The organism is Streptomyces sp. PT12, assembly GCF_003311645.1.
Taxonomy (GTDB): domain Bacteria; phylum Actinomycetota; class Actinomycetes; order Streptomycetales; family Streptomycetaceae; genus Streptomyces.
Map to the genome: position 1 here is coordinate 61,483 of NZ_QEST01000179.1, position 17,947 is coordinate 79,429.

Consider the following 17,947-nt stretch of genomic DNA (forward strand, 5'->3'; position numbering starts at 1 on the left):
GGCCAAGCCCCGCCGCTGACCGGCGAATTCGGGGCGCTCCCGGGGCGCGGGTGTGAGAGCATCCCTGCCGTGCAAAAGGACCCGACCGGTCGAAGACCCGCTGGTGCGGTGGCTCGCGCGCGCGTGACGCTGCGCGATGTCGCGCGCGAGGCCGGGGTGTCGTACGCGACCGCGTCGCGGGCGATCCACCCCGGGAGTCGCAAGGTCAACGAGGCGGCGCGCGACCGCGTGCTCGCGGTGGCCATGCGGCTCAACTACACGCCCCACTTTCCCGCGCAGGCGGTCGCCAAGGGCTCGACGGCGACGGTGGCGCTGACCGTGAGCGACATCGCCGACCCCTATTTCTCGCTGCTCGCCGTGGGGGCGAGGGCGGCGGCCGACGAGGCGGGGCTCACCCTGACGTTGGCCATGTCGGGCCGCGATCCTGGGCGGGAGCTCGACATCGTGAGGCGGCTGCGCGGGCAGCGGCCCCGGGTGATCGTCGTTGCGGGCAGCCGGGTCGCCGAGAGCCCGGAGCGCGAGGCGCTGGTCGAGGAGCTGCGGGCGTTCGAACGGGGCGGCGGGCGGGTCGCGTTGATCAGCCAGCCGGATCTGCCGTTTCCCACGGTGTCGCTGGACAACAGGGGGGCGGGGCGGCAGCTGGCGGCGGCCCTGGCCGAACGCGGCTATCGGCGCGTCGCGGTGATCAGCGGGCCCGCGGGGCTGCGGACGTCGGCCGACCGGGTCGACGGGCTGGTGAGCGGGGCGGCGGACGCGGGGATCGCGCTGGCCCGCGGGGATGTCGTGGAGGCGGAGCTCACGCGCGAGGGCGGCCACGCGGGCGCGCTCGCGCTCGTGGAGCGCGGTCTTGGCGGGAGCGACCGGCTGGGCGGGACCCGGCTGGGCGGGAGCGACCGGCTGGGCGGGAGCGACGGACTCAACGGGGTCGACGTGATCGTCGCGGTCACCGATGTGATGGCCGTCGGCGCGATGTCGGCGCTGCGCGACGCGGGTGTGGTGCCGGGCCGCGATGTGGGGGTCGCGGGGTTCGACGACATCCCCATGGCGGTGGATGTGACGCCCGAGCTGACGACCGTGGCGGCGCCGCTGGTTTCGATGGGGGCGCGCGCGGTGCGGCTCGCGCTGGCCGGTGCGGCCGTCCCGTTGAGCGAGACGGCCGTGACCGGCGTCGTGGTGCGCGCGAGCACACCGGGTCCGCGTCAGTCGCCCCTGTAGGGCAGGGTGGCGCCGGGCAGCTCGTATTCGTCGCGGCGGCCGCACATGCCGTAGCCGCCCTCGCGGCTGGGGCTCGCGTCCAGCGCGGTGGCGTCGGCCAGGTAGGCCGGGTCGCCCGCCTCCAGCGCGTCGAGCTGATCGCCGGTGCGCCGGGCGGCGGCCAGGGGCCCTGCGCGCCACAGCTCGCGCCAGGCCGGGACCTTGGCCCGCACCAGACGCGCCGCGGCCCGCTGAAACTCCCGATAGGGTCCGTTGTCCCCGGCCTGAAGCGCCTCGCGCAGCGGCAGGAACCCCTCGACGGCCAGGTCGCGGCGCTTGCGCGCGGCGGCCTCCGCCTCCGGCCCGGACTTCGCCGGGAGGGCCGCGGCGGCGGCATACCGCTCGGGGTCAGCCAGCACCTCGGGCGGGAAGGTGAATACCGCGTCCCCCACCTCGGGCAGCCCGCTGTTCTGCATCAGCACCGTGATCCGCAAACCGCCGCCCTGCACCATGCGGTGCACCGTCCCCGGCGTGAACCAGGCCACCGAGCCCGCCCGCAGCGGGGTGTCACGGTACCCGTCGGGGCTGAGCGTCTGCACCGCGCCCACACCCGCGGTGACGACATACGCCTCCGTGCACACCAGGTGCAGATGCGGACTTCCCCCGCACACCCCGTCGGCGGCCTCCCACTCGTACGCCGACAGATGCGACAGCCCGACCGCGCCGGGCAGCGGAGTCGGAACGCTCACCATGGCAAACCCCGCAAACGGGCCCCGGCCCGCTCCGCGTCCCACGCGCCGTCGGCGACCACGACCCGGTAGCGGTAGGCGAACGACTCCCCGGGCGCCAGCTCGAACTCCTCGAAGAACGCCCAGGAGAACGCCACCGTCGGAATCGGCGTGGACCGCACGAACCAGTGCGAGGGGTGGATCGCCTCGCTGTTCTCCGGGGCATGGGCGAACAGCAGGGTGGAGTGGGCGTCCACGTCGTCGTGTTCGGCCGTGAATCCCACCCAGGGCGCCTCGGCGGCCGGGGTGCCCATGACGGCCTCGTCGCTCGAAGGCCCCTTCGGGGTGAGGACCTGGCCGCCGGTGAAGTCGCGCGGCCCGCGCCACTGGAGCCCGGTGTAGCCCGCCATCTCACGCCCCGCCGTGGTCGGCGAACCGAAACGCAACGCTTCGCTCCGCACATTCGTCAACCGGATCGACCAGTCCAACACCCAGGAGCCGGAAGCGGCATCGACCGAATGCACCGTGACCCCACGCCGCTCACTGGCCCACTCCCCGCCACCGTTCTCCACCCACGTCAAGTCCTCGACCAGCTCGAACCGGTCGCCGGTCGCCTCCAGGGCATCGAACCCGTCGTGCCGCATCGACCCGACCCGCTCGGGCACACGCCGATAGCCCTGGTCGGGGCCGAGATAGGAGTTGCCGCCCCAGAAGTTCTGCTCCGACAGATGACTCGCGGTCATCTGAAGGCCCTTGTGCCAGCGGTGATCGTTGGGCCGATACCCGGAGACCAGGTTCCCCGCCAGCGTCCGCAGCGGGTGGATATACGGCTTGCGGGACTCGTACGGGTTCGGATCAGGCCGGTACACATAGCTCAGCAGCTCCACACCCCCCGCCGCCACCGTGATCCGCTCACCATGAACATGAACGACCTGAATCGTCATCGCGCGGGACTCCAATCCGGATGGTTGCCGTGCATTGCCTCATAGAACGGATCACCGGGCACGATCTCCCCGGCGAACACAGGGCGGCCCGTGAAGGCCGACTTGTACAACGCCGCCGCGAACTCCACCGTCCGCCGCGCGTCCGCGCCACTCCCCGGCGGCCTCCCACCCCGCTCCCACGCGTCAAGCAGCACACCCAACTGCGCCGCATGCGAGCTCGGCAGGTCAGCCGCGGGCGTCCGCCACCGCGTGGCACGCTCCTCATCCGCCAGACCACGACGCGGGGTGTAGACCCAGTCGTCGTTGCCATGCCCGTACAGATGCGTCAGCTCGACAGTCGCATCCGCGCAGTCCACGCGTATCCGGCTGACCTCGTCCGGCGACAGCACACTGTTGACCACCGTCGCCACCGCACCACCCGCGAACCGCACCAGAGCCGTGGAGACATCCTCACTCTCCACCTCATGCACCAGCCGCGCCGCCATCGCCCGGATCTCCGACCAGTCCCCCAGCAGATGCAGCAGCAGATCGTACTGATGAATCCCATGCCCCATCGTCGGACCACCCCCCTCACTCGCCCAACGCCCCCGCCACGGCACCTCGTAATACGCCGCGTCCCGGTACCACGTCGTCTGGCAGTGCGCCACCAACGGCACACCCAGCTCACCGCTGCCGATCAACTCCCGCGCATGCGCCGCGCCCGAGCCATACCGGTGCTGGAACACCACCGAAGCAAACGCACCCGACGACTCCTCCGCCGCGGCAATCGCATCGAACTCCGCCAACGACAGCGTCAGCGGCTTCTCACACAGCACCCACGCCCCCGCCCTCAACGCCGCCACCGTCTGCTCACGGTGCAACGACGGCGGAGTCCCGATCAACACCAGATCCGGACGCTCGGCCTCCAACATCGCGCCCAGATCGCCAAAACCACGCATATCGCCGAACCCCGCGGCGGCCGCCGCCCCACGGAACGCCTCTAGCCGCTCCGGGGCGATGTCCACCGCCGCCGTCAACGCGACCCGATCGGCATGAGCCGCCAGTGCGGGCAGATGACTCCCGCTGACGATGCCACCCGTGCCGACGACAGCCACACGCACACGGGATGAGGGAGGGGGCATGAGGGAAGCTCCTCGGCTGGGTAAGCGCTTGCTGACCTCTGGACTCTAGGCACAGGTGATCGATCACACAAGGGCTTTATCCCGGTTTCACGCACCGATGATCTTCCGGCGCGGCCACCCTCTCATAGACTGACCGCGGCGGCCGGAGTCCCGGGCGGCCGGGGTCCCGGGCGGCCGGAGGAAGACACGGAAAGGGCGGCGGACATGGCGAAGGAGTCCCTGCCGCGCCCGCGGACCGCGGGAAGGCCCCCGACCATCCACGAGGTCGCCAGGCTCGCCGGGGTGTCGCACCAGACTGTGTCCCGCTTCCTGCGCGACGACCCCGCCATGCGCCCCGACACGACGCGCAAGGTGGCGCGGGCCGTCGCCGAGCTGGGGTACCGCCCGAACCTCGCGGCCAGGACGATGCGCACCCGCAGGTCGAACCGCATCGCCGTGATCCTCCCCCGCTCCACCGAGCACGTGCCCACGAGGATGCTCAGGGGCGCCGCCGCCGCGGCGCACGAGGCCGGATACCTGCTGGACGTGGTGAGCCTCGAGGGCGACGCCGCCGCGCGCGCCGCGCGCCTTGAGGCGCTGCTGCAACCCGAGAGCACCGACGGGATCCTGTCGTTCACGTCGCTCGGCACCAACGCCGGTGAGCCAGGGCCCTCCGACTTCCCCGTGCCGATCGTCATCGACGGCGTGTATGACGACGACATGCGCGCGCTCGGCGTGTTCGCCGACGCCTCGGTGGCCGCCGATGTGCTGCGGCACCTGGCGGACCTGGGCCACCGCCGTTTCGTCCATGTCACCGGGCCCCCGGAGTGGGCGTCGGCGCGGGATCGGCGCGCGGTGTACGAGGCGACCATCGCCGAGTTGGGGCTCGAATCGGTCGCGGTGGTCGAGGGCGATTGGAGCACCAAGTCCGGGTGGGACGCGGCGACCGGGGTCATCGCGGGCTCGGGGGCCACGGCCGTGTTCGCGGCGTCCGATCGTGTGGCATTGGGTGTGATCCTGGGGTTGCAGAGCGTGGGTGTCCAGGTGCCGCGCGACGTCAGCGTGTTCGGCTGGGACGACGACGAGGTGGGCCGGTACTTCAGGCCGCGCCTGACCACCATCAGCGTCGATCGCGAGCGCCAGGGGCGGCAGGCCGTGCGGCAGTTGCTCGCCCTGCTGCGTGGCGAGACCTCCCAGGTCAGGCCCGTGGGAGCGGCGGAGATCAACCGCATCATCCTGCGCGACTCGACCGGACCCGCGCCCCGGCCCACCGCCTGATCGCGCCCTCGGCCCCCCGCCGAGCCCCTTCCGGCCTCCGGGACATCTCAGCGAAACAACGGCGCAAGAACCTTGTGTGAACGATCACTCGCCCCCTAGAGTCGCGCCACGCCGGCGCTGGCGTCTCGTGGGACGTCCCGCGCACGGTCCCCTTCGCATGGAGAGGCGACTGAAGGTCATGTGCGTGAAACGAGCTCAACGGCGCCTCGGCGCTGACGCGCCAGGACGGCATCATGAACGGTCCGGGCCACCACGGGACGCGGAGGGCTTCCGGTGAGCGCGCTCGGGGAGTTCAGGAACCTCAGCCGTTCGCGCTCCCGGCTCGACACGGTGGGGAAGCGCGAGCGGTCGCGCGACAACAAGGCCGCCGCGTTCTTCCTGGCTCCCTGGGTGATCGGGCTGCTCGGCATCACGATCGGGCCGATGGTGGCGTCGCTGTATCTGGCGTTCACGGACTACAACCTGTTGCAGGACCCGGAGTTCACGGGGCTCGACAACATCAGGCGGATGTTCTCCGACGACCGGCTCGCCCAGTCGCTCCAGGTCACGTTCACCTATGTCATCGTCTCGGTCCCGCTCCAACTCGCCGTCGCGCTGGCCCTGGCGCTGCTGCTCGACCGGGGCATCCGGGGGCTCTCGCTCTACCGCTCGGTCCTCTATCTGCCCTCGCTGCTCGGCGCGAGCGTGGCGATCGCGGTGCTGTGGCGGCTGGTCTTCGGCACCGAGGGCCTGGTAAACGCATTCCTTGCCCTCTTCGGCGTGGAGGGCCCCGGGTGGGTGACCGAACCGGACACGGCGCTCGGCACGCTGATCATCCTCCATGTGTGGACGTTCGGCGCGCCGATGGTGATCTTCCTGGCGGGACTGCGGCAGATACCGCGCGAACTGTACGAGGCCGCGGCGACGGACGGGGCCTCGCGCAGACGGCAGTTGTTCTCGATCACGCTGCCTCTGCTGAGCCCGATCATCTTCTTCAACCTGGTCCTCGGGCTGATCGGCAGCTTCCAGTCGTTCACCCAGGCGTTCATCGTCTCCAACGGCACGGGCGGGCCGAGCGATTCAACGCTTTTCTTCTCGCTCTACCTCTATCAGGAGGGCTTCACCAGCTTCCGGATGGGCTACGCGTCCACCCTCGCCTGGCTGCTGTTGATCATCATCGGAGCCTTCACGGCGCTGAACTTCTGGGCCTCCAAGTATTGGGTCTTCTACAATGACTGACGCTTATCGAACGACCAGGCGGCGACGCATCGGCCGCGTGATCAAGCATGTCGCCCTGATCATTGTGTGCCTCCTGATGCTCTATCCGCTGCTGTGGATGGTGGCCAGCTCGCTGCGCCCGAACGACGACATCTTCACCAGCTCGGGCCTGTTCATCGATACGTTTGACTTCGATCACTATCCCCATGGCTGGGATGCGCTCAGCTATCCGTTCAGCACGTATCTGCTGAACTCGTTTCTGGTCGTGCTCGGTTCGGTGATCGGTAACCTTGTTTCCTGTTCGATGGCGGCGTATGCGTTTGCGCGCCTTCGCTTCAGGATGCGCGGCCTGGCGTTCGTGGCGATGCTGGTGACGATCATGCTGCCGATCCATGTCCTGATCATTCCGCAGTATGTCTTCTACGCGCAGCTGGGCTGGATCAACACCTATCTGCCGCTGATCGTGCCGAAGTTCCTGGCCACGGACGCGTTCTTCATCTTCCTGATGGTGCAGTTCATCCGGGGCATTCCCCGGGAGCTCGACGAGGCGGCGCGGATCGACGGGGCGGGGCATCTGCGCATCTACGGCCAGATCATGCTGCCGCTGATGGTGCCCGCGCTGGCGACGTCCGCGATCTTCACGTTCATCTGGACCTGGAACGACTTTTTCACGCAGCTCATCTTCGTGACCAAGCCCGACCTCTACACGGTGCCCGTCGCATTGCGTTCGTTCATCGACGCCCAGACCCAGTCCGACTACGGCGCCATGTTTGCGATGAGTGTCGTTTCGCTGATCCCGGTGTTCCTGGTGTTCCTGTTCGGCCAGCGATTCCTGCTCCGCGGCATCGCCACCACCGGTGGCAAGTAGCAAGGGAGGACGACCATGAAACGTCATACAGCGCGCGCGGTCCGCGCGGGCGTCGCCGCCGCCGCGGCCGGGATAACCCTCGCCGCCTGCGGAGTGGGAGCCGACCCCGTCCTCCATCCCGAGCTGTCCGACGACGAGGTGACCATCAGCATGAACTGGTGGGGCGCGGACGCCAGGACGCAGCAGACGCTCCAGGCGATCGAGCTGTTCGAGGAGGAGTACCCGAACATCGACGTCGAGCCGCAGTACGCGGACTGGACGGGCTACTGGGACCGGCTCGCCACCACGACCGCGGCCGGGGACATGCCCGATGTCACGCAGTTCGACCAGATCTATCTGTCCTCGTACGCCGAGCGGGGCGCGCTGCTCGACCTCGCGACCGTGGACAACATCCTCGATGTCTCGGCCCTTGACCAGAACGTCCTCGACACGGGCCGCGTGGACGGCGACCTGTACGCGGTGCCGACGGGTGCCACGACCAACGGCGTCCTCGTCAACACCACGCTCTTCGATGAGTACGGCGTCGAGCTCCCCGACACCTCCACCTGGACGTGGGAGGACTTCGAGCGGACGGCGATCGAGCTGAGCGAGGCGTCGGACGGCGAGGTCCATGGGCTGGGCCCGTTCGGCGGCGACTCGTTCTCGCTCACCGTCTGGACCCGCCAGCACGGCGGGCAGGTTTTCGACGAGGACGGCGAGCTCGCCCTCGACCCTGAGATCCTGATCTCCTACTGGGAGCGCGTGCTCGACCAGATCGACCGCGGGGCCGCGCCCTCGGCGGCCGAGCTCGGCGAGACGATCGGCCTGCCGCTCGACCAGAGCGGCCTGGTGACGGGCAGGACGGCCATGGGGTTCATCCCGGCAGGTCAGTTCATCGCCTACCAGTCGGCCGCGCCCGACTACGACTACACGCTGGCCCCCTGGCCGACCGACGCCGACACGGAGGAGGGCTTCCAGTATCTGAAGCCCTCGATGTACTGGTCGGCGGCCTCCACCACCGAACACCCGGCCGAGGCCGCCCTGTTGATCGACTTCCTCTCCAACGACACGCGCGTGGCGGAGATCTTCGGCCTGGACCGGGGCGAGCCCGCCAACCCGGCGTTCCGGGATGCCGTGGAGCCGCTGCTCGACGAGGCGGGCAGGGAGTCGCTTGCCTTCACCGAGGCCATGGCCGAGGAGGTCGGCGACACTCCCCACATCACCCCCAGCGGGGCCAGCGACATCGAGGTCCTGCTCAACCGCTACTACCAGGTGATCATCTTTGGGCAGTCAACGCCCGAGGAGGCGGCGGAGGACTTCTTCAACGAGTTGGGGGACGCGATCAACGCCGCGAGCTGAACGGCCCCCGGGGCACCGCGGGCCCGATGCCCACGACGAACGCGAAGGGGGGCGGCCGCGACACGGGATGGTGTCGCGGCCGTTCCTCGCCCGGCCGGGTCCTCGCCCGGCCGGATCCTCGTCCCCCGTCGGCTTGCAGCTCGACAGCTACCACCTGGACTACGTCGGATCGAGGGCGCACTTCGGCGGCCATGTCGCCGCCGTATACGGCTACGACGACCACGACGACCACGACCCCACCTCGTGGACACCGACCAGCAGGGCGGAGCGGCGTCCACCAGCCTGACCGGCCTCGCCAGGGTCAGGGCCGCGCGCGGTCCGATGACCGCCAGGCACCGCTCGTTCACCCTGACCGTCCCGGGGAGCCCGCCCTCCCCCTGCGGAACGGAGCGTCCCCGCCATCACCGCGCGCGCCGACGCCTTTCTCGCCCCGCCCATCGCCAACCTGGGCCACCGCGGGATCGACAAGGCGGGCACGCTCGTTCCCCCATGGCTCCTGAGGACCGACGCCCCGGGCGCGACCTGGCCCGGGCCGCCCCGCTGATGGAGAGGGCGAGATGGGCGGCGCCCTGTTCCGCATGCTCTACCGCGACTTCCTCGCCGAGTGCACCGGCCTGCTCGACAGCGGCCATCCGCGCACGGGCCACGCGCTGTACGCCGAGGCGGCCACCGGGTGGACACAGGTCGCCGCGCTGATCGCCGAGGCCGGGAAGTCGGGCGAGGCACGGCACCTGGCGCGGGCGGGCACCCTCGCCCCCGACCTCGCGCGCGGGGAACGCGAGGCCATGCGAACGCTGAGCCGCCTGCGGGAGTGAAGGCGCCGCACGCGGCCACCGCGGCGCCCGCGCCGCGGGCCCGCACCCGCACCCGCACCCGCACCCGCACCCGCACCCGCACCCGCACCCAGGGAATCCCGTTTGATCGTCCGCCGCTCGCCGGGGAGGCTGGTGCCTTCCCCAGGCAGGAGGCATCGCACCCATGGCCATCGGCCCCTCGCGCCACGGCGTCCAGGTCCCCGACGCGCTCGTCGCCGCGCATATCAGGTACACGGGGGAACGGGGGCGGACCTGGGCGGGCGCGCTGCCCGCGCTGGTCGACGCGCGCCTCGACGCGTGGCGGCTGCGGACGGACGGGCCCGCGGCGTGCGGGGCGGTCGCGCTCGTGGTGCCGGTGCTGCGCGTCGACGGGAGCCGGGCCGTGCTCAAGGTCCAGCCCGTCGACGAGGAGACCGGGGGCGAGCCCGCCGCCCTGCGCGCCTGGGGCGGCGACGGCGCGGTACGCCTCATCGACCACGACCCCGCCTCGGGGGCGATGCTGCTCGAACGCCTGGATGCGCGCCGCTCGTTGGACACCGTCGCGGATGACCTGGCCGCGTTGGAGACGCTGTCGGTGCTGCTCGCCCGGCTGACGGCCGCCCCCGCTCCCGAGGGGATGCGCCGTTTGGGAGACATCGCCGCGCGCGTGCTGGAGCGCGTTCCGCCCGCGGTGGCCCGCGTCGCCGACCCGGAGCGCCGCCGCCTGCTCGACGCCTGCGCGGGGGCGCTCGCCGAGGTGCGCGGGGAGCCGGGCGACCGTCTGCTGCACTGGGACCTGCACTACGACAACGTCCTGGGCGCGCACCCTTCGGACCCCAGGGAGCCCTGGCTGGCGATCGATCCCAAGCCGCTCGCGGGCGACCCGGGGTTCGACCTGCTCCCCGCCCTGCACAACCGCTGGGACGACGTGGTCGCCACCGCGAGCGTGCGCCGGGCGGTCCTGCGCCGTTTCGACCTGATGACCGAGGTAGTGGGCCTCGACCGGGGGCGCGCGGCGGCCTGGACGCTCGCCCGCGTGCTCGAAAACGCCCTGTGGAGCATCGAGAAGGGCGACACCACGGCGCGCAGCGCGCCGGACCTCGCCATCGCGGAGGCCCTGCTCGCCGAGCGATGAGCGCGAGCCACCGAGAACGAGCCGCCCGGACCGAGCCGCCGACGGCGAGCGATCGACGACAAGCGATCGACGACAAGCGATCGACAGCGAACGATCAAAGAGGGCCGGGGGAAACGGGCAGCGAACGGGCAGTCGGGCCACGGCCTTTGGTCTAGACATGCCCATGCCATACCTCTAGGCTCTGCCCCAGACGTGAGAGCGCTCTCGGTCTCCCTTGTTCCGCCCCCTCACAGGTAGAGCAGAGAAGGAGAACCCCCACCATGAGACGCACCGCAGGCATCCGCCTGTCCCTTTCGGCGCTGCTGATCGTCGGCGCGCTGACCGGCACCGGCGCGGTCGCCGCCGAGCGTTCCTCGGCCGAACAGCCCGTCGCCGAGCCCGCGTTGGTCAACGCCCTCGAGCGCGACCTCGGCCTGTCCGAGGAGCAGGCCGTCGAACGCCTCGCCCAGGAGGCGGACGCCATCGCCGTCGAGCCCGACGCGAAGCGCGCGGCGGCCGAGGCGTTCGGCGGCAGCTGGTTCGACGCGGAGGCCGGAACGCTGGTCGTGGGCGTGACCGACCGCGAGTACGCCGAGCCGGTCCTGGCCACGGGCGCCGAGGTCGAGCTGGTCGACCACACCCAGGCGGCGCTCGACGCCACGCTGGTCGCGATCGACGAGCTGGCCGGGCCCGAAGGGGCGCCCGAGGGCGTGAGCAGCTGGCATGTGGACCCGCTCGCCAACAGCGTGGTCGTCAACGTCGTCAGCGGCGCCGAGTCGGACGCCGAGGTCGCGGCGTTCCTCGCGGACGCGCAGGCGGAGGGCCCGGTCGAGGTCCGCTCCGTGGCCGGGGCCCCGCAGACCCTCGCCGCTGGCACGGTCGGCGGCGACCCCTACTACACGGGCAACGTGCGCTGTTCCATCGGCTTCTCGGTGCACGGCGGGTTTGTGACCGCGGGGCACTGCGGCGGGGGCGGCGCGGCGGTCTACGGCTGGGACCGCTCGCTGATCGGCCACTTCCAGGGCTCGTCGTTCCCTGGCAACGACTACGCGTATGTCAGCGTGGGCAACGGCTGGTGGACCGAACCGGTCGTCCTTGGCTGGGGCACGGTCTCCGACGCGCTGGTGCGCGGCTCGAACGAGGCGCCGGTGGGCGCGTCGATCTGCCGCTCCGGCTCCACCACCGGGTGGCACTGCGGCACGCTGCTCGCCAAGAACGAGACCGTCAACTACAGCTCGGGCGAGGTCGTCTACCAGCTGACCAAGACGAGCGTCTGCGCCGAGGGCGGCGACTCGGGCGGCTCCTACATCAGCGGTGACCAGGCCCAGGGCGTGACCTCGGGCGGCTGGGGCAACTGCTCGAGCGGCGGCGAGACCTGGTACCAGCCGCTCAACGAGATCCTGTCCGCATACGGGCTGACGCTGCACACGGCCTGAGGCCGCGCGCGGCCCGACGCGCACGGCCTGACGCGCACGGGGCCGCGCGTCGGCGGGTGGACCACCGCGGGAAGAGGGTGGTCCACCCGCTCCGCCGTTCAGGCGCCCGGGGCGGCGGCGAACGGGCCGTGGACAAAGGCCCGTTGGGCGAAGCGCTCGCCGATGCGGCGGTGGGTGGCCGCGTCGGGGTGCAGCTCGTCGGGGAGCGGCAGCTCGGCGGCGTCCGCCTCGCCGTAGAGGTCGCGCCCGTCGATGAGGTGGAGGTTGGGGTCGTGGGCGGCGCGTTGGGTGACGATCTTGGAAAGCTCGTCGCGGATGACGCCCAACGTCAGCTTGCCGCCCGCCCGTTCGGCCGGATCGCCGGTGGCCCTGAACCTGAGTCGGCCGGTGCCGAAGGACTCGGGGTCGGGGGCGCTCGGCCCCGGCGTGTCCTCGTGGATGGGGCACAGGAGGGGGGAGACCACCAGCAGGGGCGCGCTGGGGTGGCCCTCGCGCAGGGTGTCCAGGAAGCCGTGCACGGCGGGGGTGAACGCGCGCAGCCGCATGAGATCGGCGTTGACCAGGTTGATGCCGATCTTGACGCTGATCAGATCGGCCGGAGTGTCCCGCATGGCGCGCGCGGTGAACGGGTCGAGCAGGGCGCCGCCGCCGAAGCCGAGGTTGATCAGCTCGACGCCGCCGAGCGACGCGGCGAGCGCGGGCCATGTGCTGGTCGGGCCCGCGGCGTCGGAGCCCTGGCTGATCGAGCTGCCGTGGTGCAGCCACACGCGGCGCCCCGGGGCGGGCGCGGGCTCGATGGGGGCGTCGGTGCGCAGGGCGATGAGCCGCGTGGTCTCGTTGTGCGGCAGCAAGATCTCGATGTCCCTTGCCGCGCCTGGCGCGTCTGACTCGGGCAGGTCGGCGAAGCGGACGGTGCCTGTCGGGCCCTCGCGGTGCTCGGCGGTGCCGGTGGTCATGTCGATGGTCAGGGTGTCGCCGCCGTCGGCGGATGACCGAGCGGCGGGGCGGCCGTCGACAAGCAGCTCGTACACGCCGTCGGGGCGCGGTGGGGCGCCCACGTAGACGCGCTTGGTGGGCACCGTGTCCAGCTCGACGGCGGTGGCGCGGGTGCGGAACGCCAGGCGCACGCCCGAGGGTTGGGACTCGGCCATGGCCAGCTGCCCGTCGGCGTACTGGGCGCGGGCCCAGGCCGGGAGCCGGTGCGGCATGAGGCCGCGCCCGGTGGGCTCGGCGTCGAGGGCGCCACGCAGCAGGTCCGCGGTGACGGGGGTGGTGATCCAGGGGCGGTCGGGGTGGCGCTCGGTGTGCATGGGTCTCAACCTGTCGGGAGGGCTCGGGGGTGTTCCAGGGGCCGCCCGTCAGGCGGCGGGCCAGGTGCGCAGCAGGGCGTCGAGGGCGTCGATGATCCGCGTCCAGGTCTCCTCGCTGCCGGGGGCGCTGTGGTCGAAGCCGCCGCCGAGCTCGAGGCTGACGTAGCCGTGGAAGACGCTGCCGAGCAGCCGGACGGCGTGCGTCTGGTCGGGCTCGGTCAGGTCGTAGCCGCGCAGGATCGCGCGGATCATCCGCGCGTGCCTGCCGCCCGCGCTTGCCGCGGCGGTCTCGGGGTCGAGCCGCAGCCTGGCGGCGGCGTAGCGGCCCGGGTGCTCGCGGGCGTAGTCGCGGTAGACGTTCGCCAGGGCGGCCAGGGCGTCCTTGCCCGCGCGCCCGGCCAGGGCGGCGGCGCCGCGGTCGGCCATCTCTTCGAGGGCGAGCAGGGCGATCCTCGTCCTGAGGTCCTGGGAGCTCTTGACGTGTGAGTACAGGCTGGCGGCTCTGACGTCGAAGCGCCGGGCGAGCGCCGAGACGGTCACGTGGTCGAACCCGACCTCGTCGGCCAGCTCCGCGCCCGCCCTGGCCAGGCGTTCCGCGGTCAGTCCCACGCGCGCCATCACGGCTCTCCTCTTCGCCCGAAGCGTTTCCTGGAGCGATTATGCAGCCGCCTACGACCTATAGGCAAATCCCAGGATGCTTCAGGTTGGCGCCCGCCCCAACGGCCCGCGGGGAACGGTCAGTTGGCGTCGGCGCGCCAGTAGCCCAGGGCGTGCACGCGCCGCCGGGGCAGGCCGACCTCCTTGCGCAGGAACGCCCCGAGCGCGCGGGTGGTGCGCGTGTCGCAGGCCACCCAGGCGTAGGCGCGCTCGGGGTCGTCGACGAGCGAGGGCAGCGCCGCGCGGACCTCCTTCACCACCTGCCCGCCGTCGTCGATCCGTTCGACCAGGCGCAGCTCGTGCCGCTCGGGGTCCACGCGGAACGGCAGCTCCCGGTCCCCCGGGTCGGGCGCCTCGAACCAGATCGTGGCCCTGGCCTCGGGGAACGCGTCGAGCAGGGAGTTGACCGCGGGCAGCGACGCCGGGTCGCCGACCACGAGCAGGTGCGAGGGCTCGGGATCGGGGCGGTCGAAGCCCGTGCCCTGCACGGTGGCGTCCACCGTGGCGCCGGGCTCGGCGGCGCGGGCCCAGTCGCTCGCGGTGCCGTCGTGCAGCGCGAACTCCAGCGAGAACGTTCCCGCCTGCGGATCGGGGTCGACCAGCGTGTACGCGCGCTGGTGCGGCTTCCCTCCCCGGTCGAACCACAGGCGCACCCACATCGTCGGATGCGGCGGAACGGCGGCGAGCAGGCCACCGTCGGTCATGCGCAGCCTGCGGTACCGCTCGGTGACCGCCTCGACGCCGGTCACGGTCAGCGTGAAGTCCTTGCCGCGCATCAGCTTGAGCACGGCACCTTCCCAGCCGTGGGCCATCAGGGCCTTCCCTTCTCGAACGCTTTCGAACGCTTGCTTTGGATGGTTCGCGGGCGCTTCATGGGTGCTTCGCGGGCGCTTTCGACATCTTCACCACTGCTCGACAGACCGGTTGCCTGCCGACCACACCCCCGCATAAGTTAGGCGAGCCTAACCTAAGATCGGGTGGGCCGAATGAGAAGAGACCATGGGGGCTTCGTGACCGTCGATATCCACCGCGACCCGTGGGGCATCCCGCGGCTGCGAGCCGGGAGCGCCCGCCACCTCGCCCATGCCCAGGGCCTGGCCGCCGCCCGCGACCGGGCCTGGCAGCTGGAGGTCGACCACCGCAGGCTGCGCGGCACATCCGCCGCGTTCCTCGGGCCGGGCGCCGTCGGCTGGGACGTCCTGGTGCGCCGCGCGCGCCTCGCGCAGACCGCCCGGCGCTGCTTCCTCGCGCTCGACGACGCGACCCGCGCCTGGGTCACCGCCTACACCGAAGGGGTCAACGCCGCGCTGCCCCAAGCGGCCCGCGAGGCGCCCGAGTTCGCCGACACCGGTGTCACGCCCGCGCGTTGGCAGCCCTGGGTGCCGCTGGGCATCTGGCTCTCCGCCCACCTCCTGTTCACGGGCATGCCGGGCAAGCTGTGGCGCGCGGAGGTCGCCCACCGCCTCGGGCCCGAGGCCGTCGCGTGGTTCAGCGGCGGCGACGTCGCCGCCGCGGGCAGCAACGGCTGGCTGCTCACGGGCGAACACACCGCGTCCGGCGCCGCGTTGCTGGCCGGGGACCCCCACCGCTATGTCGAGGACCCCGGCTGCTACCAGCAGATACGGCTGACCTGCCCGGAGTTCGACGTCATCGGCTTCGCGCTCCCCGGCGTCCCCGGGATCCCGCACTTCGGCCACACCGGCGCGGTCGCGTGGGGCATCACCAACGCCATGGCCGACTACCAGGACCTCTACCGGGAGCGGCTGCGCCGCGGCGACAACGGCGTCGAGGCCCTTGGCCCCGACGGCTGGCGCCCGACCGAGCACGGCGTGGAGACCGTCGAGGTGGCGGGCGGCGACCCCGTGACCGTCGAGGTCATCGAGACCGAGCGAGGCCCCGTGCTCATCGGCGGCCCCGACGACCCCGAGGCGATCAGCCTGCGCCATGTCCCCCGCGTCACCGGCGCGTTGGGCTTCGCCGCCCTCCCCCGCCTGCTACGCGCCAGGACCGTCGCCGACATCGACCGCGCCCTCGACGCCTGGGTCGAGCCGGTGAACGTCGTGCTGGCCGCCGACACCGAGGGCGGCACGCTGCACCGCGTCGCCGGGCGCGTCCCCGTGCGGCACCCCGACAACAGGCAATACCCCGTGCCCGGTTGGGACCCGCGCCACGCGTGGGAGCCCAACGCCTACGAACCGCTCGGCCGCGCCACGGTGGACGGCCTCGCGGTGATGGCCAACGAGCGCGGGCTCGCCGCGCCCCTCGGCGTGGAGTTCCTGCCGGGCCACCAGCACCGCCGCATCGGGGAGTTGCTCGCCGGGGCCAGCGGCCTGACGGCGAGGGACATGGAGGCCGTGCACGCCGACACCGTGGCGGGCGGCGCGGGCGCCCTGCTGGAGGCGTTGAACCGGCTGGCCGACCTGTCGCCCGAGGCCGCGGGGCTCCGCAAGCGGCTCAACGACTGGGACCGGCGGATGGACGCCGACTCCAGGGACGCCACCGCGTATGCCGCCGTGCGGGCCGCCTGCGTCCGCCTGCTGGCTGAACGGCCCCCGTTCACCGCGCTCTCCGACCTGGCGGCCCAGGGGATCACCCCCGCGAACGGCGACCGCCCTGGGGCCGCCTGCCCCGAGGCGCTGCGGCCCTGGCTCGACCTCGGCCCCCGCGTCGCGTTCGCCCTGCCCACCCTCCTGACCCCCGGCACCGTCCCAGGGCTCGACCCCGACGCCGTGGTCCGCGCGGCCCTTGACGAGGTCGCCGCCGTCGGCGACGAGCACCCGCCCTGGGGCGAACGCCACCGGCTGGCCGCCTGGCGCGCGCTGCCGGGAGCCCCCGCGTTCGACGTCGGCGGGCTCTCGGGCGACGCGGACTGCGTGCTGGCCACCGCGAGCGTCCCCGGCGTGACCGACCTGAGCGCGCGCGGGCCCGTCGCCCGCTATGCGTGGGACCTCGCCCGGCGCGAGGACAGCCGCTGGATCGTCCCCCTCGGCGCCCACGGCACGGCCGACCACCCGCACCACCACGACCAGGCGCCGCTGTGGCGGGCGGGCCGCCTCGCCCCGGTGATCCTCGACGACGGGCGCCTCACCCACGAGGAGTCCATCCCCGTGGGGGCCTCAACGGCCGTGCCGCGCCCGGCCGTTCACCGCCGCACGGTCGAGGGCTTCGGCACGGTCACGGTCGTTCCCGTGGACCCCGTGGCCGACCTCGACCTGATCCACGGCTGGGTGAGCGACGAGCGCGCCGCATTCTGGGGGATGAGGGACGCGGGCCGCGAAGGCGTCCTGGAGATCTACGAGTTCCTCGACACGCTCGACACCCACCACGCCTACATCGTGCACCGCGACGGCGTTCCCGTGGCCCTCTTCCAGACCTACGACCCCGCCGCGGACGAGGTCGGCGCCCACTACGACGTCCAGGAGGGCGACCTCGGCGTCCACCTGCTCATCGCGCCGCCGCGGGGCCCGCTGCGCCGGGACCTCACCACCGGGCTGATGCCGACGCTCGTCGCGTTCGTCCTGTCCGACCCGGCCGTGCGGCGCGTCGTCGCCGAGCCCGACACCCGGAACACCAAGGCCGTTGAACGGGCCCTGCGCACCGGCCTCGAACTCGGGCCGGTCATCCAACTCCCCCACAAGCGGGCCCAGCTGGCGTTTCTGACCCGCCCCGAAGAAGGATAGGGGCGCCCGATCGTCGCGTTCGGACGCGAGGAGCGCGACGGCGTTGACCTGGCCTGTTTTCACCGCTCCTGAACCGCATTGCATTGCGGCAATTTTCGGCAAGCCCTTTCAATCTCCTGGTGGCGCTGTTACGTTCCCATGAGCCCGGCGCCGCGGTGGCCCACCCCCCTCACACCCCAGGGATGACATGAGCCAGCACCTCGCCGACCGCTCCCAACCGGTCGGCGTCACCCCACAGAAGGCCCACCGCCCCTCGGAGTGGTGGCGTGACGCGGTCATCTACCAGGTCTACCCGCGCTCGTTCGCCGA

General features: G+C 72.1%; 14 protein-coding genes and 1 pseudogene. 9 read left to right on the forward strand and 6 right to left on the reverse strand.

The genetic code is table 11. The features are described from left to right. The first annotated feature begins 108 nt into the window (after nucleotides 1-108). A complete protein-coding gene (locus DEH69_RS19855) occupies nucleotides 109-1,215 on the forward strand; it encodes a LacI family DNA-binding transcriptional regulator (RefSeq protein ID WP_181727512.1) in 1,107 nt (368 codons plus the stop codon). On the opposite strand, the gene DEH69_RS19860 is transcribed toward DEH69_RS19855, so the two are convergent. Genes DEH69_RS19860 through DEH69_RS19870 form a run of 3 tightly spaced genes read right to left on the reverse strand, consistent with a single transcriptional unit; the run spans nucleotide 1,200 to nucleotide 3,987 of the window. Then, nucleotides 1,200-1,946: a cupin gene (locus DEH69_RS19860; protein WP_113688330.1), complete on the reverse strand. Its 747-nt coding sequence runs from the start codon at nucleotides 1,944-1,946 to the stop codon at nucleotides 1,200-1,202. The genes DEH69_RS19855 and DEH69_RS19860 overlap by 16 nt on opposite strands. After that, nucleotides 1,940-2,866, reverse strand: coding sequence for a PmoA family protein (locus tag DEH69_RS19865; protein ID WP_113688331.1), 927 nt, complete (start codon nucleotides 2,864-2,866; stop codon nucleotides 1,940-1,942). Before DEH69_RS19865 ends, DEH69_RS19860 begins: the two co-directional genes overlap by 7 nt. Further along, nucleotides 2,863-3,987, reverse strand: coding sequence for a Gfo/Idh/MocA family protein (locus DEH69_RS19870; RefSeq protein WP_113688332.1), 1,125 nt, complete (start codon nucleotides 3,985-3,987; stop codon nucleotides 2,863-2,865). Before DEH69_RS19870 ends, DEH69_RS19865 begins: the two co-directional genes overlap by 4 nt. 204 nt (nucleotides 3,988-4,191) lie before the next feature. On the opposite strand from DEH69_RS19870, the gene DEH69_RS19875 reads away from it, so the two are divergent. From DEH69_RS19875 to DEH69_RS19905, 7 genes and pseudogenes are all read left to right on the forward strand, one after another. Continuing rightward, nucleotides 4,192-5,244, forward strand: coding sequence for a LacI family DNA-binding transcriptional regulator (locus DEH69_RS19875; protein WP_113688333.1), 1,053 nt, complete (start codon nucleotides 4,192-4,194; stop codon nucleotides 5,242-5,244). Between the two features lie 273 nt (nucleotides 5,245-5,517). Continuing rightward, complete coding sequence (locus tag DEH69_RS19880) at nucleotides 5,518-6,462, forward strand: carbohydrate ABC transporter permease (protein ID WP_113688334.1); 945 nt, start codon at nucleotides 5,518-5,520, stop codon at nucleotides 6,460-6,462. A 37-nt stretch (nucleotides 6,463-6,499) separates the two neighbouring features. Beyond that, the gene (locus tag DEH69_RS19885; RefSeq protein ID WP_258534803.1) at nucleotides 6,500-7,309 is read left to right on the forward strand and encodes a carbohydrate ABC transporter permease; all 810 of its coding nucleotides are present in this window, start codon (nucleotides 6,500-6,502) and stop codon (nucleotides 7,307-7,309) included. 15 nt (nucleotides 7,310-7,324) lie between these two features. Further along, nucleotides 7,325-8,647, forward strand: a complete 1,323-nt coding sequence (locus DEH69_RS19890; protein WP_113688336.1) for an ABC transporter substrate-binding protein — start codon at nucleotides 7,325-7,327, stop codon at nucleotides 8,645-8,647. Between the two features lie 124 nt (nucleotides 8,648-8,771). After that, nucleotides 8,772-9,462, forward strand: a pseudogene (locus DEH69_RS19895) (BtrH N-terminal domain-containing protein); the annotation flags it as partial. Nucleotides 9,463-9,631: 169 nt separating this feature from the next. Beyond that, nucleotides 9,632-10,576, forward strand: coding sequence for an aminoglycoside phosphotransferase family protein (locus DEH69_RS19900; protein WP_113688351.1), 945 nt, complete (start codon nucleotides 9,632-9,634; stop codon nucleotides 10,574-10,576). Nucleotides 10,577-10,836: 260 nt separating this feature from the next. After that, nucleotides 10,837-11,991, forward strand: a complete 1,155-nt coding sequence (locus tag DEH69_RS19905) for a S1 family peptidase (protein ID WP_113688337.1) — start codon at nucleotides 10,837-10,839, stop codon at nucleotides 11,989-11,991. Between the two features lie 98 nt (nucleotides 11,992-12,089). On the opposite strand, the gene DEH69_RS19910 is transcribed toward DEH69_RS19905, so the two are convergent. From DEH69_RS19910 to DEH69_RS19920, 3 genes are all read right to left on the reverse strand, one after another. Then, on the reverse strand, nucleotides 12,090-13,301 hold the full coding sequence (locus DEH69_RS19910; protein WP_113688338.1) for a GDSL-type esterase/lipase family protein: 1,212 nt from the start codon (nucleotides 13,299-13,301) through the stop codon (nucleotides 12,090-12,092). Nucleotides 13,302-13,349: 48 nt separating this feature from the next. Beyond that, nucleotides 13,350-13,919: a TetR/AcrR family transcriptional regulator gene (locus DEH69_RS19915; protein ID WP_113688339.1), complete on the reverse strand. Its 570-nt coding sequence runs from the start codon at nucleotides 13,917-13,919 to the stop codon at nucleotides 13,350-13,352. A 119-nt stretch (nucleotides 13,920-14,038) separates the two neighbouring features. Continuing rightward, a complete protein-coding gene (locus DEH69_RS19920; RefSeq protein WP_113688340.1) occupies nucleotides 14,039-14,770 on the reverse strand; it encodes a siderophore-interacting protein in 732 nt (243 codons plus the stop codon). 198 nt (nucleotides 14,771-14,968) lie between these two features. Here DEH69_RS19920 and DEH69_RS19925 point away from each other — a divergent pair, with 198 nt between their 5' ends. After that, complete coding sequence (locus tag DEH69_RS19925; RefSeq protein WP_258534804.1) at nucleotides 14,969-17,638, forward strand: GNAT family N-acetyltransferase; 2,670 nt, start codon at nucleotides 14,969-14,971, stop codon at nucleotides 17,636-17,638. The last annotated feature ends 309 nt before the right edge of the window (nucleotides 17,639-17,947 follow it).

What these genes read in the sequence shown, in the direction of transcription:
- DEH69_RS19860 (WP_113688330.1), bottom strand. Translation starts at nt 1,946, where the DNA reads ATGGTGAGCGTTCCGACTCCGCTGCCCGGCGCGGTCGGGCTGTCGCAT.
- DEH69_RS19865 (WP_113688331.1), bottom strand. Translation starts at nt 2,866, where the DNA reads ATGACGATTCAGGTCGTTCATGTTCATGGTGAGCGGATCACGGTGGCG.
- DEH69_RS19870 (WP_113688332.1), bottom strand. Translation starts at nt 3,987, where the DNA reads ATGCCCCCTCCCTCATCCCGTGTGCGTGTGGCTGTCGTCGGCACGGGT.
- DEH69_RS19875 (WP_113688333.1), top strand. Translation starts at nt 4,192, where the DNA reads ATGGCGAAGGAGTCCCTGCCGCGCCCGCGGACCGCGGGAAGGCCCCCG.
- DEH69_RS19890 (WP_113688336.1), top strand. Translation starts at nt 7,325, where the DNA reads ATGAAACGTCATACAGCGCGCGCGGTCCGCGCGGGCGTCGCCGCCGCC.
- DEH69_RS19905 (WP_113688337.1), top strand. Translation starts at nt 10,837, where the DNA reads ATGAGACGCACCGCAGGCATCCGCCTGTCCCTTTCGGCGCTGCTGATC.
- DEH69_RS19910 (WP_113688338.1), bottom strand. Translation starts at nt 13,301, where the DNA reads ATGCACACCGAGCGCCACCCCGACCGCCCCTGGATCACCACCCCCGTC.
- DEH69_RS19915 (WP_113688339.1), bottom strand. Translation starts at nt 13,919, where the DNA reads ATGGCGCGCGTGGGACTGACCGCGGAACGCCTGGCCAGGGCGGGCGCG.
- DEH69_RS19920 (WP_113688340.1), bottom strand. Translation starts at nt 14,770, where the DNA reads ATGGCCCACGGCTGGGAAGGTGCCGTGCTCAAGCTGATGCGCGGCAAG.